At 60.7% G+C, this 24015-nt stretch carries 23 protein-coding genes, 1 tRNA gene and 1 pseudogene; 15 read left to right on the forward strand and 10 right to left on the reverse strand.

Features of this window, described 5'->3' with window-relative positions; all coding sequences use genetic code 11:
* Positions 1–181: 181 nt before the first annotated feature.
* The 12 genes from QNO18_RS14085 (at position 182) to QNO18_RS14140 (ending at position 12076) form a co-directional block, all read left to right on the forward strand.
* Complete coding sequence (locus QNO18_RS14085; protein ID WP_283178172.1) at positions 182–394, forward strand: hypothetical protein; 213 nt, start codon at positions 182–184, stop codon at positions 392–394.
* 78 nt (positions 395–472) lie between these two features.
* Positions 473–1306 (forward strand): Flp pilus assembly protein CpaB, encoded by an 834-nt coding sequence (cpaB, locus tag QNO18_RS14090; RefSeq protein WP_283178173.1) that lies wholly within the window; start codon positions 473–475, stop codon positions 1304–1306.
* 227 nt (positions 1307–1533) lie between these two features.
* Positions 1534–2943 (forward strand): type II and III secretion system protein family protein, encoded by a 1410-nt coding sequence (locus tag QNO18_RS14095; protein ID WP_283178174.1) that lies wholly within the window; start codon positions 1534–1536, stop codon positions 2941–2943.
* Positions 2944–2947: 4 nt separating this feature from the next.
* A complete protein-coding gene (locus QNO18_RS14100) occupies positions 2948–3604 on the forward strand; it encodes an OmpA family protein (RefSeq protein ID WP_283178175.1) in 657 nt (218 codons plus the stop codon).
* 242 nt (positions 3605–3846) lie between these two features.
* The gene (locus QNO18_RS14105) at positions 3847–5178 is read left to right on the forward strand and encodes a pilus assembly protein CpaE (RefSeq protein ID WP_283178176.1); all 1332 of its coding nucleotides are present in this window, start codon (positions 3847–3849) and stop codon (positions 5176–5178) included.
* A 23-nt stretch (positions 5179–5201) separates the two neighbouring features.
* Positions 5202–6650: a CpaF family protein gene (locus tag QNO18_RS14110; protein WP_283178177.1), complete on the forward strand. Its 1449-nt coding sequence runs from the start codon at positions 5202–5204 to the stop codon at positions 6648–6650.
* A gap of 9 nt (positions 6651–6659) precedes the next feature.
* A complete protein-coding gene (locus QNO18_RS14115) occupies positions 6660–7628 on the forward strand; it encodes a type II secretion system F family protein (RefSeq protein ID WP_283178178.1) in 969 nt (322 codons plus the stop codon).
* 9 nt (positions 7629–7637) lie between these two features.
* Positions 7638–8621 carry a type II secretion system F family protein gene (locus tag QNO18_RS14120; RefSeq protein WP_283178179.1) on the forward strand — a complete coding sequence of 328 codons (984 nt, stop codon included), beginning with the start codon at positions 7638–7640 and terminating at the stop codon, positions 8619–8621.
* 22 nt (positions 8622–8643) lie between these two features.
* Complete coding sequence (locus QNO18_RS14125; RefSeq protein WP_283178180.1) at positions 8644–9204, forward strand: tetratricopeptide repeat protein; 561 nt, start codon at positions 8644–8646, stop codon at positions 9202–9204.
* 61 nt (positions 9205–9265) lie between these two features.
* Positions 9266–10123, forward strand: coding sequence for a tetratricopeptide repeat protein (locus QNO18_RS14130; protein WP_283178181.1), 858 nt, complete (start codon positions 9266–9268; stop codon positions 10121–10123).
* Positions 10124–10126: 3 nt separating this feature from the next.
* Positions 10127–10624 (forward strand): A24 family peptidase, encoded by a 498-nt coding sequence (locus QNO18_RS14135; protein WP_198837415.1) that lies wholly within the window; start codon positions 10127–10129, stop codon positions 10622–10624.
* 120 nt (positions 10625–10744) lie between these two features.
* Entirely contained in the window at positions 10745–12076 is a 1332-nt protein-coding gene (locus QNO18_RS14140) for an ATPase (protein ID WP_283178182.1), read from the forward strand.
* A 541-nt stretch (positions 12077–12617) separates the two neighbouring features.
* Here QNO18_RS14140 and QNO18_RS14145 read toward each other — a convergent pair.
* The 9 genes and pseudogenes from QNO18_RS14145 to QNO18_RS14180 all read right to left on the reverse strand — a co-directional run bounded on the left by QNO18_RS14145 (position 12618) and on the right by QNO18_RS14180 (position 20254).
* Entirely contained in the window at positions 12618–12935 is a 318-nt protein-coding gene (locus QNO18_RS14145) for a hypothetical protein (protein WP_283178183.1), read from the reverse strand.
* Between the two features lie 254 nt (positions 12936–13189).
* On the reverse strand, positions 13190–13627 hold the full coding sequence (locus QNO18_RS14150) for a hypothetical protein (protein ID WP_283178184.1): 438 nt from the start codon (positions 13625–13627) through the stop codon (positions 13190–13192).
* A gap of 316 nt (positions 13628–13943) precedes the next feature.
* On the reverse strand, positions 13944–14612 hold the full coding sequence (locus tag QNO18_RS14155; protein WP_283178185.1) for a phage major capsid protein: 669 nt from the start codon (positions 14610–14612) through the stop codon (positions 13944–13946).
* A gap of 287 nt (positions 14613–14899) precedes the next feature.
* Complete coding sequence (locus QNO18_RS14160) at positions 14900–16528, reverse strand: DUF6538 domain-containing protein (protein ID WP_283178186.1); 1629 nt, start codon at positions 16526–16528, stop codon at positions 14900–14902.
* Between the two features lie 29 nt (positions 16529–16557).
* Positions 16558–16632 (reverse strand) — tRNA-Val (locus QNO18_RS14165).
* Between the two features lie 12 nt (positions 16633–16644).
* Positions 16645–17049 (reverse strand): HU family DNA-binding protein, encoded by a 405-nt coding sequence (locus tag QNO18_RS14170; protein WP_283178187.1) that lies wholly within the window; start codon positions 17047–17049, stop codon positions 16645–16647.
* Between the two features lie 146 nt (positions 17050–17195).
* Positions 17196–17411, reverse strand: a complete 216-nt coding sequence (locus QNO18_RS25690) for a S16 family serine protease (protein ID WP_349293889.1) — start codon at positions 17409–17411, stop codon at positions 17196–17198.
* A pseudogene (gene lon / locus QNO18_RS14175) lies at positions 17330–19603 on the reverse strand (endopeptidase La). The gene QNO18_RS25690 and the pseudogene lon overlap by 82 nt, the downstream one beginning before the upstream one ends.
* A complete protein-coding gene (locus QNO18_RS14180; RefSeq protein WP_283178188.1) occupies positions 19604–20254 on the reverse strand; it encodes a hypothetical protein in 651 nt (216 codons plus the stop codon).
* A 323-nt stretch (positions 20255–20577) separates the two neighbouring features.
* On the opposite strand from QNO18_RS14180, the gene QNO18_RS14185 reads away from it, so the two are divergent.
* A complete protein-coding gene (locus tag QNO18_RS14185) occupies positions 20578–20844 on the forward strand; it encodes a hypothetical protein (RefSeq protein ID WP_283178189.1) in 267 nt (88 codons plus the stop codon).
* Positions 20845–20864: 20 nt separating this feature from the next.
* Here the strand turns inward: QNO18_RS14185 and tgt are convergent, their stop codons facing one another.
* A complete protein-coding gene (gene tgt, locus QNO18_RS14190) occupies positions 20865–21995 on the reverse strand; it encodes a tRNA guanosine(34) transglycosylase Tgt (RefSeq protein WP_283178190.1) in 1131 nt (376 codons plus the stop codon).
* Positions 21996–22173: 178 nt separating this feature from the next.
* Between tgt and QNO18_RS14195 the strand changes: the two genes are divergently transcribed.
* Both QNO18_RS14195 and QNO18_RS14200 read left to right on the forward strand, forming a co-directional pair.
* The gene (locus QNO18_RS14195; RefSeq protein ID WP_283178191.1) at positions 22174–22794 is read left to right on the forward strand and encodes a TetR/AcrR family transcriptional regulator; all 621 of its coding nucleotides are present in this window, start codon (positions 22174–22176) and stop codon (positions 22792–22794) included.
* A gap of 3 nt (positions 22795–22797) precedes the next feature.
* Entirely contained in the window at positions 22798–24006 is a 1209-nt protein-coding gene (locus QNO18_RS14200) for an efflux RND transporter periplasmic adaptor subunit (RefSeq protein ID WP_283178192.1), read from the forward strand.
* The last annotated feature ends 9 nt before the right edge of the window (positions 24007–24015 follow it).

The following is a 24015-nucleotide window of genomic DNA, read 5'->3' on the forward strand; positions in this document are numbered from 1 at the left end:
CACCATCCGATGCCCGACCGCTTCGCGACCTTTCCCGCAGCACGACTCTCATGGCCCCTTCACGCCCCGGCCCGGCCACGCATTCCCTTAGTGTTTCCCCGATTTTGCCGCATTCGGGCACCATAACTCTCACTCAAAGCGGCCAGAGAACCTGGTCGTCAGCCAACCGAGGAGACGTATCTTGCGCAGGGCAGTTTCGGGCTTCGTCAAAGATGAAAGCGGCGCAATAACCGTAGACTGGGTTGTTCTGACAGCTGCGATCGTCGGATTGAACATGGTCATTCTTTTTGCACCCGCGCGCGAAGGCCTTGTCAATCTGATGGTCACCATCGGAGAGACGATGGGCATCGTCGGCGATGTCATGCAGGCCTCCAACAATCTCGAGAACGGGTGAGACCGGTCGCCCGGGCCCCATGGCGGCGCTGATCCCGGGCCGGAACCCTGCCAGTCACGTACAGTATGAGAGGTAATTATGAGAGCGATCTTTGGTCTCGTCCTTATTGTCGGGGTCGCCCTTGCAGGCTTCGCCGTCTACATGGCGCAGGGCTATATTCAGAATAACGAGATCAGGATGAATGCGGCTCTGGAGCGCGAGCGTCAGACCGGCAAGCTGGTTCAGGTCTTCGCGCTGAAAAAGCCGGTGAAATATGGCGATGGCATCCTGAAAAACAATGTCCAGCTGGTCTGGGTCCAGGAAAAGCTCATGCCGCCGGCGGCATATACCGATGGCGATGTTCTTTTCCCGCCTGACGCCAGCAAGCCACGCTTTGCAATGCGCTCGATGGAAACCAATGAAATTCTGCTGAGCAGCCGCCTGACCGAACCCGGCCAGGTCGCGGGTCTCGCAGGCAAGCTTGCCCCGGGAATGAGCGCCTTCCAGGTGCGCGTGAGCTCCGCCTCCGGTGTGGCGGGCTTTGTGATGCCCGAAGATCTGATCGACATCTACTGGACCGGCGCCAGCGGCTCGGGCGAAATCACCCAGCTGATCGAAAGCGCCATGCGCGTGATCGCGGTGGATTCCGCCATCGATCAGTCAGAAGCCCGCTCTGGCACGGCCAGAACCATCACGGTCGCAGTCTCGCGTGAGCAGGTCGCCCGTCTGGCACAGGCACAGGCCTCCGGACGTCTGACCATGTCGGTGGTCAGCGGACCCGCCGCCTCAGATGCCGCAAAGGTTGAAATCAACCGCGACCAGCTTCTGGGCATCGAGGCCCAGCAGGTCGTCGAAACCGCGCAACCTTGCTACCGCACCACCCGCAAGGGAACGGAAGTTGTCAGGGAAGAGATCCCCTGCGCGACCAACTGACCTGAAAACTCCACCAGGGCCGCGCGAATGCGCGGCCTCAGCCATACCGCATCTGGGGGATACCTTACTGCTGTGTACCTGGAACTGCCCGTCTGTTGCAGGTTATCCACATAAGAAAAACGCTCCAAGAGTTTGATTATTGCAAAAAAATCCATCTTCCGGCACTTTAGGACGATGTAAGGGCGCAAAGACCCACATAACGAGGCGTGGTCGAAAGGGCAGATCACATGAGCATTAAGACCAAAGTTGCGGCCGGTATTTTCGGCCTGGCAGTCGCGGTGTCGGTCGTTCCGGTTTCCGCTGAAGTGTTGCGTGTGATGTCCGGTCAGGCATCAGGCGCGTTGAATGTGCCGATGAACCGCGCGGTCGTTGTCGAAAGTGATGTTCCCTTTGCGGAGCTCTCGATTGCCAATCCGGGAATTGCCGATATCTCGACGATTTCCGACCGTACAATTTATGTTCTTGGCAAAGCACCCGGGCGCACCACGCTCACCCTGCTGTCGGCTGAGGGCAAGCTCATCTCGAATGTGGATGTGCATGTCACCCCCGATATCGCCGAGTTCAAAGAGCGCCTGGCGCAGATCCTGCCAAACGAGAAAATCGAGGTGCGGACCGCCAATGACGGGATCGTGCTCTCGGGCACCATCAGCTCGGCCGCCCGGCTTGACCGCGCGCTGGATCTGGCCAAGCGCTATGCGCCGGACCGGGTCTCGAACCTGATGGTCGTCGGCGGCACGCAGCAGGTCATGCTGAAAGTACGCTTCGCCGAGATGCAGCGCTCGGTCTCGAAAGGGATTTCGGCATCTATGGCCACCGGTGGCAACAGCGGGAACTGGACCGGAGGGACCATCTCGGGCAGCAACGGTAATGTTAATAACATTATCGGCGGCGGTCTTGTGACCACAGCAGCCCAGGGTGCACTCGGCCTTGGTTTCTCCTCGGGCTCCTTCCAGCTTGGTGTCTTGCTTGAGGCGCTGGAATCCAAGGGCATGGTCCGCACGCTTGCGGAACCGAACCTGACGGCATTGTCTGGCCAGGAAGCCCGTTTCCTCGCCGGTGGCGAATATCCGATTCCAGTCATGCAGAATGGCAGCGGAACTGGTGGCAACTCGATCACCGTCGAATATAAACCCTTTGGTGTCGAACTGAACTTCACCCCCTATGTGGTGGATGGCGACATCATCAACCTGCAGATCAACGCGGCTGTCAGTTCGATCGACACCTCGGTTTCCGTTCCGACCGGTGCCGGCAGCCAGATCAACGGCTTCAAACGCCGCGAGACCACGACCACTGTGGAAATGCGCGACGGTGACAGCTTTGCCATCGCGGGCCTCTTGCAGGATGACTTCCGCAACTCGGCCAGCCAGGTTCCGTGGATCGGCGATGTTCCCATCCTTGGTGCCCTGTTCCGGTCGACGGATTTCATGCGCAACCAGTCGGAACTGGTGATTATCGTCACGCCGCATCTTGTGTCGCCGGTGAGAGGCGAGGCACTTGCCCTGCCGACCGACCGTGTCCGTATCCCGACCGAGAGCGAAATGTTCCTCTACGGCGATATGGCTAAGCCCGCCAGGGGCGCCGCCGGTGAAGTTGCCCGTCAGGACTTCTCATCCTCCTACGGCTATGTGATGGAGTGAGCAGATGCGCATGACCCCCTCCACGCTTCTCGCCTCTGTCTGCGTGTTGTCGCTGGCCGCCTGTGGCGCCAGTGCCAACCGCGAGCTTGGCGCCCAGGTCGATACCGGCAGTTTCGGCAATTCGACCATGCATAATGCACTGATCCAGACCGGTCAGATGGATTATACCATTGCCCTGGCACAGCGCTTTGCCGCCGAAGTCCCCGATACCGTGACCTTTGCCTTCAACTCGGCACAACTGACGCGGGAAGCGACGTCAATCCTCGACAGGCAGGCGAATTTTATCCGTCAGTTCCCCGAAGTGCGCTTCAAGGTCTTTGGCCATACCGATCTGGTCGGCAGCCAGGGCTACAATAAAAAGCTCGGCCAGCAGCGCGCCAATGCGGTCGTGGCCTATCTCGTCTCGCGCGGCGTGTCGAAATCACGCCTCCAGGCCGTGGTCAGCTTTGGCAAAACGCGGCCACTGATCCAGACCAATGCGCCGGAAGAACGCAACCGCCGCACGGTCACCGAGGTGTCGGGCTTTGTGAAATCGAACCCTATGGTGCTGAACGGCAAATATGCCGAGATCGTCTGGCGCACCTATTCGCGGGAATCGGCGGCGCGCGATCATGGCGGTACGACCGGGACCGTTTCGGAAGTGGCAGGTTCCGGCGACTGAGATCGGTTCTCCTCAGGATTGCAAAGGCCGGGCTTATGCCCGGCCTTTTGCCTTTGCAGACTGCGAATGACCAAAGATTGACGCTATTTCGGCCCCAATCTCGCCCAACTCGCCAGGCAAATTGCTGCAATGAGAACGGTGTGCGGCCAATTCCGCGCGCAGCGTCTTTGGGGCTTTCTGCGTCTGGCCAAAACCTGGCCCGCGATTCCCCCGTGACGCAGGGCAGAAAAACGTGAGGCGAGATGACGAGCGTGGCAACAATCCAGCCAGATCCTGCACCGATTGCGGCGTGCACTGTTTCGCGCGATGTGCAGAACTTCGAGATGCTCATCGATGAGATGGAGCGGGAAATGGGCGAAGCCTGGGGCGACCTGAGCTTCGATGACGCACTGGTCTTTCTGGACCAGCCTGAAGCGTCCGAACTGGAATTTATTGCAATCGCGCTGGATGCTGATGACGAGGGCGATCTCTCGCTGATCTCCGGCGTGATCCGGGCGGCGCGGGCCACGAGGACCCATGTCATCCTTGTCGCGAACCAGCTCAGCCCGACGGGATTGCATCAGCTGATGCGTCTCGGCGCCGATGACTTTGTGCCCTACCCGCTTCCTGAAGGCGCGCTTCATGATGCGATCAGCCGCCTTCGCGCGGCTGCCACCGCCGAAGCCGCCGCCACGGCAAATGCTGCTGCCGCACAGGCTGCCACCCCCCATCCGGCCCCGCCTGCCGCAACCGCAAATGCGCTGGTTCTGGTGGAGGATACGAGCAATACGCCCGCTTTCCGCGCCAGTGGCAATCGCAACGGCCTCGTGCTGCCGATCCATGGCATGGCCGGTGGTTCGGGGTCGTCCACCTTCGCGGCAAACCTCGCTTGGGAGCTGGCCAATGCCGATAAGGTGAACCCACCGCGCGTCTGCCTTATGGATCTCGATTTTCAATATGGCTCGATCGCGACCTATCTCGACCTGCCACGAAAGGATGCGATCTTTGAGATCCTCACCGATCCGGGCCAGGTCGACAGCGATCTGCTGATCAAGTCGATGCAGACCTTCAACGAGCGGCTCTGCGTCTTTACTGCACCTGCAGAAATGCTGCCGCTGGATATCATCTCGGGCGAGGATCTCGGTCGGCTGATCGATATGGCCGTGGCGAATTTCGATTTCGTGCTGATCGACATGCCGAAAACGGTTGTGACCTGGACCGAAGCCGTGCTGTCGCGCGCCCATATCTATTTCGCGCTGCTCGATCTCGATCTGCGCTCGGCGCAGAACGTTTTGCGCTTTGTGCGCGCGCTGAAAGCCGAGGCGCTGCCGCATGAGAAACTGCGCTATGTGCTGAACAAGGCGCCGAAATTTACCGACCTTTCCGCCAAGGCGCGGGTCAAGCGGATGTCGGAAAGCCTTGATATCCAGATCGAGGTTCAGCTTCCCGATGGCGGGACTGCGGTGACGCAGGCCAATGATCACGGCCTGCCGCTGTCCGAAAGCTCTGCCAAGAACCCGCTGCGCAAGGAACTGCAAAAGCTCGCGAAATCGCTGTTCGAGCTCAGCAAGGCCCAGGTCAGCGCCCGGTCGTAATTCTTTCCCAAAGGCACGCAGTTATGTTCAGCCGTTTCAAAAAAGATGCTGCCCAGGGTAAGCCTGCCGCGCCTGCCGGTCCGGCGGACAGGGCGCCCGCCGCGGCGACCGCCGCGAGCCCCGTCAAGGTGACACGCCCGACCTCCATGATGGGCGGGAAAGCCTCGCCGGCCGAGGCCGCACAGGTCGATAAGGAAGCCAAACGCCGCCACCGGATGATGGAGCTCAAGCTTGAGATCCACAAACGGCTGCTGGAAAACCTGAACCTCTCGGCGCTGGAACATGCCTCCGAGCAAAGCCTGAAATCAGAGATCTCGACCCAGACCTCCGAGGCGCTGGATGAGCTTTCCGTCGCGCTGAACGCCAGTGACCGCGCCATTCTGGTGCAGGAGCTTTATGACGAGGTTATGGGGCTTGGTCCGCTGGAGCCCTTGCTGAAAGACGAGACCGTCAACGATATTCTCGTGAACGGCCCCTTCCGGGTTTTCGTCGAACGTGGCGGCAAGCTGGAACTGTCGGACATCACCTTCCGGGATGAACGCCATCTGATGCGGATCATCGACAAGATCGTGTCCGCCGTGGGCCGGCGCGTCGATGAATCGAACCCCTATTGCGACGCGCGCCTGCTGGATGGATCGCGGTTCAACTGTATGGTGCCGCCGGTTGCGGTGGACGGCTCGCTGGTTTCGATCCGGAAATTCAAGAAAGAAAAGCTGAAGATCGAAGATCTCGTGCGCTTTGGTGCCTTTACCGAGGAAATGGCCGCCTATCTTCAGGCGGCCGTGTCGACGCGGCTGAATATCATCGTCTCGGGCGGTACGGGTTCGGGGAAAACCACCACGCTCAACGCGCTGTCCTCGTTCATCGACAATACCGAACGCGTGCTGACGATCGAGGATACGGCGGAACTTCAGCTGCAACAGGTCCATGTCGGCCGGATGGAAAGCCGCCCCGCCAATGTCGAAGGCAAGGGTGCCGTGACGCAGCGCGATTGTCTGAGGAACGCGCTCCGGATGCGGCCTGACCGGATCATCGTGGGCGAAACCCGCGGCGAAGAGGTCATCGACATGCTCCAGGCGATGAATACGGGCCATGACGGATCCATGACCACGATCCACGCCAACAACCCGCGCGACGGTATCTCGCGTCTGGAAAACATGGTCGCCATGGCCGGGATCGAGATGCCGCTGAAGGCAGTGCGCAGCCAGATCGCATCGGCGGTGAACGTGATCGTCCAGGCCTCGCGTCTGCAGGACGGCTCGCGCCGCATGACCTCGATCACCGAGATCACCGGCATGGAGGGCGAAGTGCTCTCGATGCAGGAAATCTTCCGGTTTGAACGCCTCGGCGTCGAGCCTTCGGGCAAGATCATCGGCCGTTTCAACGCCACCGGCATCCGATCGGCCCATTCGGATCGGTTCCGATCCTGGGGCTTCGATCTGCCCGCATCCATTTACGAACCCATCGCGTAAGGCCAGGCCATGACCATTTCGATTGCGCCCCTCATCTATGTAATGATCTTCGTTGCCGTCATTGTGCTGGTCGAGGGGATCTACCTCACGGTCTTCGGCAAATCGATCAAGCTGAACAGTCGCATCTCGCGCCGGCTGACGCTGCTTCAGAAGAACGGGAACCGTGAAGAGGTGCTCGCCCAGCTCCGCAAGGAGATGAACCAGCACCTGAACTCGAGGAATATCCCGCTTTACTCGATCCTGGCCAAAAAGGCGCAGCGTGCGAATATTGCCTTCTCGCCGGTGCAGCTGATCGGGCTGATGGGCGCGCTTGGGGTCGTCGCCTTCCTGCTGCTGACCATCGGCACCTCGGCCGAATTCGGGGTCCGGATCCTTGCCGCCATCGGCATGGGCGTGGGGGGCATCTATGTCTGGGTCAATGGCAAGGCCAAAAAGCGGATGAACCTGATGGAAGAGCAGCTTCCGGATGCGATCGACCTGATGGTGCGGTCTCTGCGTGTCGGTCACCCGTTCTCGGCGGCAGTCAATATCGTCTCGAAAGAGGTCCCCGACCCGCTTGGCACCGAATTCGGGGTGATCGCTGACGAGGCCGCTTATGGTGCGGATATATCCGAGAGCCTGAAGAGCTTTGCCGAACGTATGGACAGCCAGGATCTGCGCTTCCTCGCCGTCGCGGTGACCATTCAGCAGCAATCAGGCGGCAACCTGGCCGAGATTCTCGACGGATTGTCGAAAGTGGTGCGGGCGCGGTTCAAGCTGTTCCGCAAGGTGCGTGCCATCACCGCCGAGGCGAAATGGTCGGGCATGTTCCTTTCGGCCTTCCCGATCCTCGCGCTGATCATGATCAACGTGATCCAGCCGAATTACTATGACGGTGTGATGGGAACTCCGGTCTTCGTTCCCGCCGCCCTCGTGGTCTGCGCCTTCCTCATCATCAACGTGATCTTCATGAAGATCATGGTCAACATCAAGGTCTGAGGCACGATCATGTTCGACTCCATCAACTCTGTGCTGACCGGACTGCTTGGGCCGCTGGGGCCGCTGATCGCAATCGCCGGGCTCGGGATCGTGCTGGTGCTGATCGCCCTGCCGACGATGATGAAAAAACAGCGCGACCGCTTCGCCGAACTCGGCGTCCAGGCGGGAATCCGGGGCGCGGCTGCCGACGCTGGCAAATCAAGCCGCCTGCGCCGCATGAGTGCGGGCGACCGGCTTGAGAAATACGCCCATCTGCTGGAGCCGCAAAAGGCCGAAGAACTCTCCGCGCTGCGGCTGAAACTGATGCGGGCGGGTTATCCCGATAAGGGCGCGGTGCGCCTGTTCCACGCCGCAAAAATGGTGCTTGGTCTTTGCGGCCTGGTGCTGGGCGTGATCTATGCACTGACCAATGCGACTGATGAAACCTCGACCACCACCTTGCTGATATATGGCGCGCTGCCCGGGGTGCTTGGCTATTACCTGCCGGTCTACTGGGTCGAAAAGCGGGTCGGCAAGCGCCAGACCGAGATCATCCAGGGCTTTCCTGATGCTCTGGACATGATGCTGGTCTGCGTCGAGGCCGGCCAGTCACTTGACCAGTCGATCATCCGCGTCGGCCGCGAAAGCCGCGCCGGCTACCCTGCCCTCGCCGATGAATTCGACCTCGTCGCCCAGGAGGTCAAGGCCGGCAAGGAACGCACGCAGGTGTTGCGCGATATGTCGGACCGGGTCGGCATCCCGGATGTTGCCTCTTTCGTGACCACATTGGTGCAGTCGGCGACCTTCGGGACGCCCGTTGCCGAGGCCCTGCGTGTCTATTCCGCCGATATGCGGGACAAGCGTGTGATGCGGGCCGAAGAAAAGGCAAATATGCTGCCCACGAAGCTCACTTTGGGAACTATGATGTTCACAGTTCCGCCGCTGCTGATTATCCTGATCGGACCGTCGGTCTGGGGCATCGTGACCATGCTGGGGCAAATGGGCGGCAAGTGAGGTCGGGATTGAGCGTGTTGGTTTGAGATTTGCGGTCAGTGTTTTGCTGGTCGCGACCCTGCTGGCCGCCTGTGGCAATACGGGCGGCCCTGCTGCGTCGCGAAACACGCCTTTCGGGGTTAATCCAAAAGGCGCGGCGGTTGACGCGTTGATTGTCGGACATCGTCTGATGGCGGCGGGCGAGCCGGAGCTGGCGCTGAAAGCCTATTACCGCGCCGCCGCCGAAGACGGGATCAGCGTCGATACGCTTTCCGCCATCGGATCGGCCAATCTGGCGCTTGGGCGACTGGGCCAGGCCGAACAGGTGCTGCGCAATGCGCTGAAACAGGATGAGACCTTTGTCCCTGCCCTGAACAACCTGGGCGTCGTGCTGATGGAGCGCGGCAAGCTCGGCGAAGCGCGGCTTGTCTTCCAGCAGGCCTATGCGCTGGACAGTGGCCAATCGGACTCGATACGCGACAATCTGAAACTCGCTATCGCCCGAACCGAAAACCGCGTATATGATGATGCCAGTGAGGAAAAGGGCGAATTCCAGCTCGTGCGCCGCGAGAAGGGGCAATATGTCCTTCTGACAGAGCTCTGAGGCGTCGGGCAAAGGCTGGAACCAGGCCTGAATTGGGCAGTAAAAGATAAAAGGACGCAAAATGCGCCACCTGGTTTTTGTGACACTGTGCCTCGGGGGCGCAGTTTTTCTTGCCGGATGCCAGAAGAATTCCGACGCGCAGGTTCAGCGCGCGCTCAAAGACGTCAATGTCATTGATGAAGCGAACCTCAACGACATCATGCTCACGGTCGGCGATCCCAATGAGGCCGTGGCCTATTTCCAGGGCGCCCTGCAAAAGGATCCGGGCCGGATCGATCTGATGCGCGGTCTAGGCAAATCGCTGGTGCGCGCCGGCAAGCCGATGGAAGCCGCCAAGGTGCTGGAACGGATCGTCACCATGGAAGGCAATAATCCCGAAGACAAGGTGATGCTCGCAGACGCGCAGATCCGCTCCAATGAATGGGCCAGAGCCAAGGCCACGCTCGCGACCATTCCGCCGACCCATGAGACCTTTGACCGCTACCGGCTGGAGGCGATGGTCGCCGACAGCGACAAGAACTGGAAAAAGGCCGACAGTTTCTACGAAATCGCGGCTGGTCTGACCACGAAACCCTCGGGCATCTACAATAACTGGGGTTTCTCGAAACTGACCCGCAAGGATTTTGGCGGTGCCGAGCGGTTGTTCAGCCAGGCGCTGACCTATGATCCGACCATGTTCACCGCCAAGAATAACCTCGTCATGTCGCGCGCCGCACAGCGCAAATACGACCTGCCGGTGATCGAGATGACCCAGACCGAACGGGCCGAGCTGCTCTACACCATGGCGCTGGCCGCGATCAAACAAGGCGATGTCTCGGTCGGCAAGGGTCTCTTGCAGCAGGCTGTCGACACCCATCCGCAACATTTCGAGGCCGCAGCGCGCAGTCTTGCCGCCCTCGACAACAATGTGACCAACTGAGCCATGACAACACCGACCATCACCCAGGCCCTGTGGTTCCTGCCCTTCTGCCTGCCGATTGCGCTCTGGGTCTCTTACACCGACCTGAAATATATGAAGATCCGCAACAATGCCTGTCTGGCGATGATTGCGGCCTATGCGGTGGTCGGCTGGCCGGCGCTTGGGCTGCACAGCTGGCTCTGGGGCTGGGCGATCATGGCCATCGTGCTGGTCTTCGGCTTTTTCGGCAATGCCGTCGGCCTTTTCGGCGCCGGGGATGCCAAATTCGGCGCCGCAATGGCCGGAGTGTTTTCCGGCGGCGACCCCTGGCTCATCGCGATGCTCTATGCGGGCTGCTCGATCGCCGCCCTTCTGGGCCAGCGTATCGCGCGGATGATCCCCCTGGTGCGGCGCGCCTCGCCCGACTGGGTCAGCTGGTCCTCGAAGAAATTCCCAATGGGGCTCGCGCTGGCGCTGATGCTGATTTTGTATCTTCTCGCCGCCTTCCTGCCCAAAGGCTGACATTATTCCCTGCAAACTGCTGCGATAACGGGCCGCTCTCTCCGGGGCGGCCCTTTGCTTTTCCGGCAGTGCCAAAGGCGCAGACCGGCTGTGAGACAGAGACAGACAGGGGCGCGGAAGATGAATGTGCAGCTGACCAATCCAGATGGTATCACCTCCGGCGTCCAGGCACCGCCTTCGCCGCGCTCGCTGGCCGATACCGGCATTGGCATCGTTATGCTGCGCGACATCCTCCTGAAGACCATGTTCCGCACCAATCTTGATCTCTGTTCGAGGATCAGTCAGGCGATCTCGCTGCCGGTGCCGCTGACCCAGGAGCTGATCGATCTCGCCCGCAGCCAGCGCCTTCTGGAGGCGACAGGAACCATGCATGCCAATGCCGGCAATGAGATGGGCTATCAGCTGACCGATGCCGGCAAGGCACGCGCGCTGGATGCACTCGCCCAGTCGGAATATTATGGTGCGGTGCCGGTGCCGCTGGATCAATATGGCGAACAGATCAAACGCCAGTCGATCCGCAATATCTCGCTCAACCGTGACCAGCTGATGGCCGGTATGGGAGGGCTGATCCTGCCCCCGGACCTGATCGGCAATCTGGGCCCGGCCGTGACTTCGGGCCGCTCGATCCTGATGTATGGCCCGCCCGGCAATGGCAAATCTTCGATCTCGCACGGGATCCGCAAAGCGATTGGCGACAAGGTCTATGTGCCGCGTGCGATCGAATATTCCGGCCAGGTGATCTCGGTCTATGACCCGATCGTCCATGCCGCAGCCGAGGCCGCGGTCGACGACCCGAACAGCCTGCGCCGCACCTCGAACCGTTTCGACAACCGCTATGTCTATTGCGAGCGCCCTTCGGTGATCACCGGAGGTGAGCTGTCGCTTGATATGCTCGACCTCGCCTATAATCCGGTGTCGCGCACCTATCAGGCCCCTTTGCAACTGAAGGCCACTGGCGGCATTTTCATCATCGACGACCTTGGCCGCCAGGCCGAGCCGCCACAAAAGATCGTCAACCGCTGGATCGTGCCGCTGGAGGAAAGCCGCGATATTCTCGCGTTGCAATCGGGTGAGAAATTTACCGTGCCCTTCGACACGCTGGTGATCTTTTCGACCAACTTCCACCCCAACCAGATCTTCGATGGCGCGGCTCTGCGGCGGATCTTTTTCAAGATCATCATCAATGGCCCGAGCCAGGAGATGTTCCTGAAGATCTTCGCGATGGTCGCTCGCAAAAAGAAAATGCCGCTGGATGAAAAAGCGCTGATGTATCTCCTCAAGGTCAAATATCCGACCATCGACATGAACTTCGCGAATTATCAGCCGACCTTCCTGATCGATCAGATGATCTCGATGTGCCAGTTCGAAGGTATCCCGAACCAGATGAGCCCCGAACTGATCGACCGCGCCTGGGGCAATATGTTCGTAGAACAGGCCGATTTCGCGCATTGAAACTTGCGAACGATTAGCGAGCCGTGGTCCGAAGGCTGAAGGCGCGCAACAACCTTCCTGCGCGCAGGTCCGCCATGATCAGCGCATATATGACCAGAGTGCCTTCCCGGAAACTTGCAAGGGTCGCGCTCGACATTGTCGGGCCGCCCGGCTCCGGCAGAAGATCCGACAAGGTTCCTTCCTGAGCCGGCACCGCTTTGAGGGCGCCATGCGGTATGCCGCCCTCAAGAACGTGCCACCCTCACACCACCCGCCATAGCGCCGCTGCGACGATGGTATCAAACGGCATCCCTATCACACAGGCCCCGCAATATCTGGGCCGCAGCAACACGGTGACCATGTCCTAGACCTATCGCAGATTCGCGCCCCACACCTGACAGAGGCGATAGAAGTTTTGGATTTCGTGAGGTTTCGCGCGAGGCAGCAGGGTCCATGAACCATGGGGCGCTTTCTTAAAATGAAGAAGCCCCGGAACTATCCGAGGCTTATCAATGCGATAATGGTGAGCGATAGCTGTTTAGCTATTTGGCTAAGGTTCACGTCACCCGAAGATGTTGCGCGGATCATCCCGCAGCGCCTGTTCCTCTGCCTGGGCCCGCGCTTTCTCGGCCCGTTTCACATCGCGTTCCTGAACCCTGACGGCCAGAGCCGCCATTAACTCGCCCTCGGCCATGCCATTATTGCGGTGGCGTGTGAGCCATGCCTTATCCGCGATGCCGTCAGATTTTGCCCGCCGCTGGTCTGGTGACATGGCGGCGTATTTCCCGCGCTGGCGGTCTGCATCACGGGCCTTGGCCTGTTCCGCATGTTCTTCCGCGCTGGTGGCGGCGATCTTCTCATAGGACCGGACAGCACCCACCCGCGCCTGATACTCGCGGCGCTGGCGGTCCTTCTGTGCCTCATACTCGGGGGGTCGCGCTCTGCCTTCCAGCGCCGCGCGTTGCGGGCCTGCCGGTCGGCATCATTCTGCGCCTTGATCCGGTCGGAAATAGCACCCGAAAGCATCCTTGCGCGGGGCGTCAGACCTTGCGATTCTTCGTCGCGTTCCATATACTTGCCTTGCAATCTAAGCCGATCATCAGGGGTTCAGCGTTCCAGCGCTGGCCCCTGTTTTCATTCCGTGGCGCGGGTGATCTGGTCGCCAAGATCCTCTGCCACGGCAAAGGAAAGCGGATATTCCTTGCCGGTGATCGGGGAAACCAGCGTCATGCCAGCGCCCATCCGCTTCACCTTGACGCCGGTCAGCTTCGCCAGCCCCTCAATCCAGCGCTTCTTGCGTTCCAGATCGGCAGGACCGGACTGTTTCAGCAGGTCGGCAAGGGTCGGGCCTTCCTGCACCGGCAGCGATGCCGTGAAGCCGGGGGCGCGGATGATGATTTCCTCGGGTGCCTTTTCGACTTCCACGCCCGGCAGATCGGCAGAGATTACACCAGCCGCAATCTTGGCGCGGATATGGTCGGTAATCACGTCCACCACGGTCTTGCCCTCGGCTTCTGCGATCATCTGGAGTTGCTTGCCGCGTTCATCCGGCAGTTTGAGATTAAAGGCCATAACGGCACATCCTTCATTGTTGACAGGATAAACATAGGCACTGGTGCCTATGTTATGAAGTGGCCCGCAATGAATATTTCTCCGAATTTCTTTGACGCCCGGCACCCGTCCGGGGAAGTGTTTCTCCGTATTTCTTGGCCGGGTCTGGCGGTGCCTCGGACCGGGGAAGAGGGCGTTTCTCCGAATTTCTTGCTTGTTATAGTAAATATCAAAGATTGAAGTCTTACAGGACTCCAAAGAAATTCGGAGAAACGTTCTCAGGATAGACCATCCTCCGGGCGGTCGCGGGTTGCGCCCCTTCCCTTCCCCGGTCAGATCAGCCGCGCAGCATCCCGCCCGGACGCATCTGCCGGATCAGTTCTGTCTGGATCAGCGCCCGCATCCCGGCTTCGGTTTCCCGCGCCACCTGTTTCGCCAGATCGGCATTCTGCTCGGGCGTTCCGGCACTGCCGTTCACCGTGATCGGGCTGTTGATGGTGATGGCCGGTGCCGATGCCCGCGCACCCACCCAAACGGCGTTGGTGATGGTGTTCCGCTTCGGCAGCAGGATGGTATGGCTGGCGGTGCTGCGCACATCGGCAATGGTGCGGATCGGGCTGAACTCCACCAGATTGCGGATGAACTCGCCTGAGGTTTCTTCGGGTGCCAGCACATAGGCCGGGGCGTCAGAGGCCACGGTCAGCGCCTTTTGGTCGATCTGGCCCGATTGCAGGAAGGTGACAAACGCTTTCTTGTCGGCATCATTACCCTGCACAACGGCAGGTGCGCCCAGACGCTGACCTTTGGCTTCCAGCTTGTCGAGACGGGCCAGAACCGCGTTCAGGGCTTTCTGGTCGATTTCCGGCGCGTCATTGGCCGGGTTGGTGTTTTCGGTTTCCATATTCGGAATCTCACTCTTTACAGATTTGACAGAGGTGATCTGCGCCCCCGGATGGGCCGGGACCGCAACAATGCTGATCCTTCGCGGCTTCCTTGTTCTCGGCATAGGTCTTGAACGGCAGGGTGGCGACAGATTCCGCGATCAGCGACACGGCCCGGCGAACAGAGGGAACCCGCATGGCGCTGGCGGCGGTGACAGTCACGCCCGAGGCAGAGGGGGCAATCCCGAACAGCGGGAAAGCCTCTGGATCAGTGAGGCGGATGGATTTCTTTTCGGAAACGCCCCACCCGGCGAACCGGGTGAGGCTGGACATGATACCCATGTGGAACTCGCACAAAACTACAGTGCAAGAATCTCATAGGTTGAATCAGCCCGCAAGCGGAATTGTTATATTATAACACCAAGGCGTAATCTGGCAGCGCGTCAATGACGCGGGCCTTGGCGGTTATCGACACATCGCCATAGCCATCCGAAGCGGTGCGCCCCGCGTGACCCTGTATTCCATCCACAACGCGAATATCTGTACCAATGTCACGGGCTTGGGTTTTGAAGCGATGTCGCCAAGCGTAATTCGGTTGAACCCCATCCGGCACAACGCCGGTTTCTTGCAGCCAAGTGCCAACTTGGTTCGTCATGCGAACAGCCTTGGCCGCGTATTTTGCGGGGTCTGTTCCGGTATGGAAAAGCGGTCCCTGTTCGGATTGCTCCACAAACTGAATGAACCCCTCGGCAATCACCTGCCGGTGCAATGGCACATCACGATAATGCCCGGCTTTCATGGTGCCAGCGTCTGGCGTGATGCGGATGATCCAGCGCCTGCCTTCCTCTCGCATGTCCTCTTTCCGCAGTTGCGTGATCTCTGAAACACGCACCCCGGTGAAAGCACAAAGCAACGGAACCCACCGCTTGGCATTCACCGATGCGGACGTTTCCCGAACGCGCCCAAAGTCATCGGCCTTTGGCATATACTGCCGCGAAGCCTTCAACACCTTGACCGCCTCGGCATCCGTATAGCCTGCCTCACGCGAACGCTGTTTCTTTGGCTTGGCCTGCTTCACCGTGCCAGCCGGGTTTTCAGGCAGCCGCTCGTTATCATGCGCCCATTGGAACAGTGACCGAACAGCAGACAGATACATATCGGAAACGGTCTTGGCGGACAGGGACGCAAGCAACCGGTCGCGCCAGTCCAGCAAGTTCTTCTTGCTGACTTGCCGCGCATCATTATGCCCGAGGAACTGCCGCAAACTTGCAGCAACGGGGCGCATCCGTTTGCCACCGTCTTTCAAAAAGCCAGCTGTGGTGCGGGCCTTTATGTAATCATCCCATAGCTTGGAAAGGCTCACCGGGTCAGGCGCTTTTTCCGGCAACGAGGCATTGACCAGCAAGGGGTGATCCGGCTTCCCGGTGAAGTCGCCTTCATCGCGCTCCACAACACGCGACAGCGCCTCATATTCAGCCACACACAAGGCGCGGGCGATCTGCCGCCATTCATCTGAACCGGGTTCTGCGGTGAGATTGCCCGCAGCTCGGAACCGCTCGATACGCACTCCGACCAGTTCAACCAGTTCTGAATCCGACGGCCTACCCGCCATCGCGTCACGCAAACGCTGTGCAAGCTGATCGTCAACCGCCACCGAAACATAGCGCGGATCGCTTCGCAGTTGTTCATCAAAGGCCATGCGCTGGTGATAGTGCGACATCGCAATCTGATCCGGTGCCAGCGGATAGCGGGCCGGGCTGGCTGCACTGTTCGCAGGAACCGCCTGCCGCTCGGCATGTGCGATCTGGTGTTGAAGCTGCGCCACCGCGCCCGGCAGCATCTTCATGGCAGTCCTGCGATCCGGCCCGAGGGCTGCCCGCAGTTCAGATTTACCGACAGCGGCCCGCAGGTCTTTCGGCACCACAAGCCGGGCAAAGAATCTGCCATCGCGGTTAAGAAGGTATCGTTGTGCGCCAGCCATTACAGACCCGTTTTGTAACAGAGTTTGTAACGGTAGAATGGAAAAGGCCCAGCAAAACAAGGGATTTCCTTAGTTTTCTGGGCCAATAATGGTGGGCGATAACGGATTTGAACCGCTGACATCTTCGATGTGAACGAAGCGCTCTACCGCTGAGCTAATCGCCCGGTGAGGGGCTTTTAGCTATCCTCTCCGTCCTCCGCAAGAGGCTCTTTCCCGCTTGCCTCTTTCTTTTGTCCTGCGTTCTTGACTTTGACTGTCAGAACAGCCCCGCCCGATTTATCCGATGATTTCACCACCTTGAGCCTGCCGAGACCGGGCAGGTTCAGCTCTTCTCCGGCCGCAAGCGCGGTTCCAAGCACCGCCAGAACAGCCTCGGACACTTCACGCTGCGTCTTTTTCGGAGCGTCGCTCTGCTCTGCCACACGGACCAGCAGATCCTTGAGCTTCAGACCCGCCGATTTCACGCGAGCCTCTTCACCTGCCTTGCCAGCCGGCGAAGCCGGGACTTCCGCCGCTTTGGCGGGCGGCGCCTTTCTGGCCGGGGTCACCTTTGGTTTCACCGCAGTCTTAAGCGCTGGCATGGCCAAGTTCCCGCATATGTTGCATCTGCTCCGAGCTTATCCATCCGCCCCTTGGCCCGCCAATGAAATTGCAGCGCCGCAAAAACAAAACGGCGCGGCAGGAGGGCCTGCCGCGCCGTCTTTGCTGTCAGCCGCTCAGGCCGGGATCAATGCGCAACGTGTGCACGGTCGCGGCTTTCGGCCGCGCGGGCGGCGGCGGCGGCCTCTTCGGCGGCCTCATCCCAGTCAACCGGTTCTGGCTGACGGGTCAGGGCGCGGGCGAGAACCTCGCGCACATGGGTCACGGGAACGATCTCCAGGCCCTCTTTCACATTGGCCGGGATCTCGGCGAGATCCTTCTCGTTCTCTTCGGGGATGAACACCGTTCTGATGCCGCCCCGAAGTGCCGCGAGCAGTTTCTCTTTCAGGCCCCGATCGGCATCGCATTGCCGCGCAAGGAAACCTCACCCGTCATTGCAATGTCCTTGCGGACCGGAATACCGGTCAAAGCCGAGACAATCGCCGTCACCATCGCGAGACCTGCGGAAGGCCCATCTTTCGGCGTCGCCCCATCCGGCACGTGGACATGGATGTCCACCGTGTCGAATTTCGGCGGCTTGATGCCGAGTTGCGGGCTGATCGAGCGCACATAGGACGACGCCGCGTCGATGGATTCCTTCATCACATCGCCGAGTTTGCCGGTCGTCTTCATACGGCCCTTACCGGGCAGTTTCAGCGCCTCGATATGCAGCAGATCACCGCCCACGCTCGTCCAGGCAAGCCCCGTCACCACGCCGACCTGATCTTCTTTCTCGGCCAGACCGTAACGATAACGCTGCACGCCGAGATATTCCTCGGATTTTGCCGTGGTCACATCAACGGATTTCGCCTGACCTTTCAGGATCTCGGTCACCGCTTTACGCGCCAGTTTCGCGATCTCACGCTCAAGGTTCCGAACCCCGGCTTCCCGCGTGTAATAGCGTATAACATGGTTCAGCGTCTCGTCGGAAACGGCGAATTCGCCTTTCTTCAGACCATTGGCCTTGACCTGCTTCGGCAGCAGATATTGCTTCGCGATCTCGCGTTTCTCGTCTTCGGTATAGCCCGAAAGCGGGATGATCTCCATCCGGTCGAGAAGCGGCCCCGGCATGTTGTAAGAGTTCGCCGTGGTGATGAACATCACGTTCGAGAGGTCATATTCGACCTCGAGATAGTGATCGACGAAAGTGCCGTTCTGTTCGGGGTCAAGAACCTCAAGCAGCGCGGATGCCGGGTCGCCCCGGAAATCCTGGCCCATCTTGTCGATTTCATCGAGCAGGATCAGCGGGTTGGTGGTCTTGGCCTTTTTCAGCGCCTGGATGATCTTGCCGGGCATCGAGCCGATATAGGTCCTGCGGTGACCGCGGATCTCGGACTCGTCACGCACGCCGCCGAGGCTGATGCGGATGAATTCGCGGCCCGTGGCTTTCGCGACCGAGCGGCCAAGCGAGGTTTTCCCCACGCCGGGCGGGCCGACGAGGCAGAGGATCGGGCCCTTGAGCTTCGTCGCCCGCGCCTGAACGGCGAGATATTCGACGATGCGTTCTTTGACCTTTTCCAGACCATAGTGATCGCTGTCCAGCACCTTCTGAGCCGCCGGCAGGTCTTTCTTGGTGCGCGACTTCACGCCCCAGGGAACGCCCAGGAGCCAGTCGAGATAGTTCCTGACAACGGTCGCCTCTGCCGACATCGGCGACATCGACTTCAGCTTCTTGACCTCGGCTTCGGCCTTTTCCTTTGCCTCTTTGGACAGCTGGGTCTTTGCGATCCGCGCTTCCAGTTCGGCAATCTCGTTCTGGCCATCCTCGCCGTCGCCGAGCTCCTTCTGAATGGCCTTCATCTGCTCATTCAGATAGTACTCGCGCTGCGTCTTCTCCATCTGGGTCTTGACGCGGGTTTTGATCTTCTTCTCGACCTGGAGGACGGAAAGCTCGCCCTGCATCTGGCCGTAAACCTTCTCAAGCCGCTCGGCGATCACCAGCGTCTCCAGAAGATCCTGTTTCTGCGCCACATCAATCCCGAGATGCCCGGCCACCAGATCCGCCAGCCGCGCCGGTTCGCGGGTGTCGGAAACCGCAGCCATCGCCTCTTCGGGGATGTTCTTCTTGATCTTGGCGTAGCGTTCAAACTCTTCGCCAACGGCGCGCAGCAGCGCATCGACCGCTTCCTGATCGCCGGTCTCTTCCGAAAGCGGCTCGACGCTCGCCTCGAAATAAGACGGGTTATCGATGAAATCGGTGATTTTCACCCGCGACTTGCCCTCGACCAGCACCTTCACGGTGCCATCGGGCAGTTTCAGTAGTTGCAGCACGTTTGCCAACACGCCGGTGCGGTAGATCCCTTCCGGCGAAGGGTCATCAACGGTCGGGTCAAGCTGACTGGACAGGAGGATCTGGCGATCATCCTGCATCACCTCTTCCAGCGCCCGCACCGATTTTTCCCGGCCCACAAACAGCGGCACGATCATATGGGGAAAGACCACGATGTCGCGGAGCGGCAGGACGGGGTAAGTGGAGGTTCTGATATCGCTCATCATTCATCCTTCATTTCGGCAGACAGTGCGGCCCCGGGTATCGGCAGCCATCGCCATCTCCATCGGATCGCCTGTTAATCTGTGTTGACCACAGTATGAATTCAAGTCTCCCACCCGCTCGCGGGTCAGCAAAGCAGAATAACGTGCGGGCATGGCTCTGCAAGAGGGGTTGGCATCCGAAATGGCGAAGTCACCCGGAACTCCATCCCCATCAAAGCCCGAGCCGGGACATTTTTTCCCTGTTCGCGCCACATCATCGCCCGGAAGCCGGATAACAAAAAGGTGACACCAAACAGGAGCCGGGCCATGCTCAGGCGGATCATTCACCAATATAAGCGCATGCTCTTCGGCGGCACCCTGCTCACCCTGACGCTTTGCTTTGCGCTTTATGCGATGGACCAGTTCGACGCGGGGATGGTCGAGAGATTGCAAACGCCAGAGGGGCTCATTGCCATCGCGGTTCTCAGTTTTGGCTTTATCGCCCTGTGCACCGCGCTTCTTGCGGCTTTCACGCCGCGCTTTCTCGATGTGATCGAGGTCCTGCTCATCTCCCTCGCCCTGACGGCGCTGATTGTCACGGTCCTGGAACGGATCATGCCACCGCTGATGGCGCTGATCGGTCCAAATCTGCCGAAGCCGCGCGACCTGACCCATTGGGGCGAAGTTGCAGCATGGGCGGAATGGAGCATCCTCTTTGCCTGTTTCTGTCTTGTTTGTCGTTTTTCAATCGGCCCCTGCCCGGACTGGATGCGCAGCAATGCAGGCCCATATCGGGGTCGCTTCACCTCACCAGAGCCACCCGAAGAGGCATGGAAGCTGCTTTACCCGCTGCCTGGCCAACTGGAACGCTACTTTTACCCTGATAGCATCGTCAGTGCCGCCCCGAGGGGAGCAGCGCCGATTTCATGCTTCAAAGAAAAGGCGATTTCCCGCATCTGGTCACGGTTCACGATTATAGGCCGGGACGGCAGATCAGCATGGAATCTCAGATTTGGGATCCCGATGGGAAAACGGCCCTCAGAACGCTCGGCGGCACATTGTTTTTTGAGGTCAGTCCCGGCCCGGATGGCGGCAGCAAGATCTCCTGGCAGGAAACCGTCCGCGGCGCATATCCGATGCTGCGCCTCGGCATGGCGCTAAGCTGCATCGCCCGCGAGGTGAATGACGGCTACGCCGCACGGGCAAACGGGCGCCCGGATCGCTCGCTGCTCACCACAGGTGTCCCGCAAATGCCGCCGCGCTGACTTTTGCGGCCTGCACCTGTTCAAAGCGGCTCGATATCGCCTTCTGCCCGTTTTGCATGGAAATCTGCGACAAAAGACGACAGCTGCCCTGCGCCGATGGCGTCCCTCAGTCCCTGCATCAGCTCCTGGTAATAATGCAGATTGTGCCAGGTCAGCAGCATCGAGGCGATGATCTCCTGCGACCGCAGCACGTGATGCAGATAGGCGCGGGAATAGCTGCGGCAGGCCGGGCAGGTGCAAGCCTCGTCCAGCGGGCGCGGGTCGTCCTGGTGGCGGGCGTTCTTGATGTTCACCTGGCCGCGACGGGTCCAGGCCTGACCGGTCCGACCCGAGCGCGAGGGCAACACGCAGTCCATCATGTCGATGCCGCGCTCGACCGCGCCGACGATATCGTCAGGCTTGCCGACCCCCATCAGGTAACGCGGCTTGTCCTGCGGCAGGAACCCGGGGGCATAGTCGAGTACGCCGAACATCGCCTCCTGCCCCTCGCCCACCGCAAGGCCGCCGACCGCATAGCCGTCAAAGCCGATCTCTGTCAGGGCTTTGGCGGATTCCTCGCGCAGATCGCGGGTAACGCCGCCCTGCATGATCCCAAAGAGCGCATGTCCGGGCCGGTCGCCAAAGGCATCGCGTGAGCGCTGCGCCCAGCGCATCGAAAGCCGCATGGATTTCGCGACCTCTTCCTCGGTCGCCGGCAGCGCCGGGCATTCGTCGAAACACATCACGATGTCGGATCCCAGCAGTTTCTGGATCTCCATCGAACGCTCGGGCGAGAGCATGTGTTTCGATCCGTCAACATGGCTGGAAAACGTCACGCCTTCCTCGGTCAGTTTCCTCAGCCCCGCGAGGCTCATGACCTGGAAGCCGCCGGAATCGGTGAGGATCGGCTTTTGCCAGTTCATGAGTTTATGCAGCCCGCCAAGCCGGTCGATCCGCTCCGCCCCGGGGCGCAGCATCAGGTGATAGGTATTTCCGAGCAGGATATCCGCCCCGGTCGCGGCAACCGAGTCCGGCATCATCGCCTTCACCGTCGCCGCCGTGCCGACCGGCATGAAAGCAGGCGTGCGGATATCGCCACGGGGCGTATGAATCACCCCCTGCCGCGCCGCGCCATCTGTCGCCTTCACCTCGAACGAGAACCGCTCCTGCATCACCATCTCCTGCCGCATCCTGAGCCCGCCTGCGGATTTTCGCCCGTCTCCGGCCCATATGGGCGGCTTCTGCCACAGTCCGGCAGGATTTGCACTTGCAGAGTCGCTTGCGGCCTGCATTATGAGAATGAACGTTCATTCACACCCTGTCCCTCCTATTGCCGCAAGAAAGCCCCTGATGGAATCCCCTGCCGCACCCGCCCCCGGTCCTGGCGCGATCCAGCCCCGCAGCGCCGGGATCCTCACCGCGATCCGCAGCACCTTTGCCGCGAAAGGCTTTGACGGCACGTCGATGAATGACCTCGCCCGCGCCGCCGGGATGAGTGTCGGTAATTTCTACCGCTATTTCCCTTCGAAAACCGCGATTGTCGAAGCGCTGGTCGCCCAGGATGTCGATGAGGTGCGCGCACAATTCGAGGCCGTGCTGGCCGCGCCCGACAAGATGGCGGCGCTGCGCGCTGGCATCGCGCAGCATCTGGAAGAGACCGGCCCGGATGACTGCCGGCTGGCAGCTGAGATCTCGGCGAGCGCGCTCCGCCAATCCGAGATTTCCACGGCCTGTCTGCGGATGGAAGAAACCGTCTGCGACATGCTGCTTGAGGTTTTCGCCGCGGTCTCCGGTCTTGCACCAGAGATCTGCCGCGCCCGTTTCAGCTCGCAGGCCCGCTTTGTGGTCCTGGTGCTGCGCGGCTATGGCCAGCGCTCTGACCTCAGCCCCGACCCGACGCTGTCCCGGCTCATCCGGCGCAGCATTGACCAGATCCTTGACGATATCCACCTCGCTCCTGCTCACGGTTGACCGATGCGCCAGCTTTTTGCGATTGCCGCCCTTGCCGCCCTGCCCGCTTTCCCGCTGCTGGCCGAAGACCAGCCGGCGCCCGGGATTGCGCTGCCGGCGATCCATGTCACCCCGGTCACGATGCAGGATCTGACCCAGCGCCTGATCGTCACCGGGCTGATCGCTGCGGTCGAAGAGGTCCAGGTACAGCCGCTGATCGAAGGTCAGCCCATCGAGGAACTGCGCGCCGATATCGGCGATTATGTCGAAACCGGCGCGGTGCTGGCGGTGCTGTCCTCATCTTCGCTCGACCTCCAGCGCGCGCAGAGCCTTGCCGGTCTGGCCCAGGCGAAGGCGGCGATTGCCCAGTCCGAGGCGCAGCAGATCGAGGCCCGCGCCGCGCGGGACGAGGCAAAACGGGTCTCTGAGCGCACTGCCAGGCTTGAGGCTCAGGGCACCGCGACTTCGGCCGCGTCCGACAGCGCGGCGGCGGCGCTCCAGGCGGCCGAAGCGCGGGTTGATCTGGCGCATGAGACCCTGGCGGCCGCAAAGGCGCAGGCCGATCTGGCGGCGGCGCAGCTTGCCAATGTCGATCTCATGCTGACCCGGACCGAGGTGAAAGCCCCCTATGGCGGGCGCATCACCGCAAGGAATGCCACCATCGGCGCGGTCGCCTCGGCGCAAGGGATGCCGATGTTCGTGCTGGAAAAAGACGGCGCGCTGGAATTGCGTGCCGATGTCCCGGAGGCCGCGCTGCCCGCCTTGCGCACGGGCCAGCCTGCCCGCCTGCGCGCCGCCGGCCTCTCCGGCCCCCTTGACGGAACAATGCGCCTGATCGAACCCGCCATCGACACCACCACCCGTCAGGGCCGCGCACGGATCAGCCTGCCGCCCGAGCCCTCGCTCAGGGCGGGCATGTTTGCCGAGGCGACGATAACGCTGGCCCAGGATCACCTCGCCGCTGTGCCGCTTTCGGCCATCAGCAGCAAAGAGGGTGGCGAAATGCTCCTGCGGGTACGGGATGGGATCGTCGAAGAGATCCCGGTCGTTGTGATGATCCGCGATCAGGGGCTTGCCGGGCTTGCTGTGGGCGATCAGCGCCCCGGAGATCTGGTCATCACCCGCGCCGGCGCCTTCATCCGCCCGGGCGAGAAGGTCAATCCGGTCACGGAAGCCTCACTCGCCGCAGCTCCGGCCCCCAAAGATCGGGCCATCCCCGATCAGGTGCAGTGAGGAATATCG

It is taken from the genome of Gemmobacter sp. 24YEA27 (genome assembly GCF_030052995.1).
Taxonomy (GTDB): Bacteria; Pseudomonadota; Alphaproteobacteria; order Rhodobacterales; family Rhodobacteraceae; genus Pseudogemmobacter.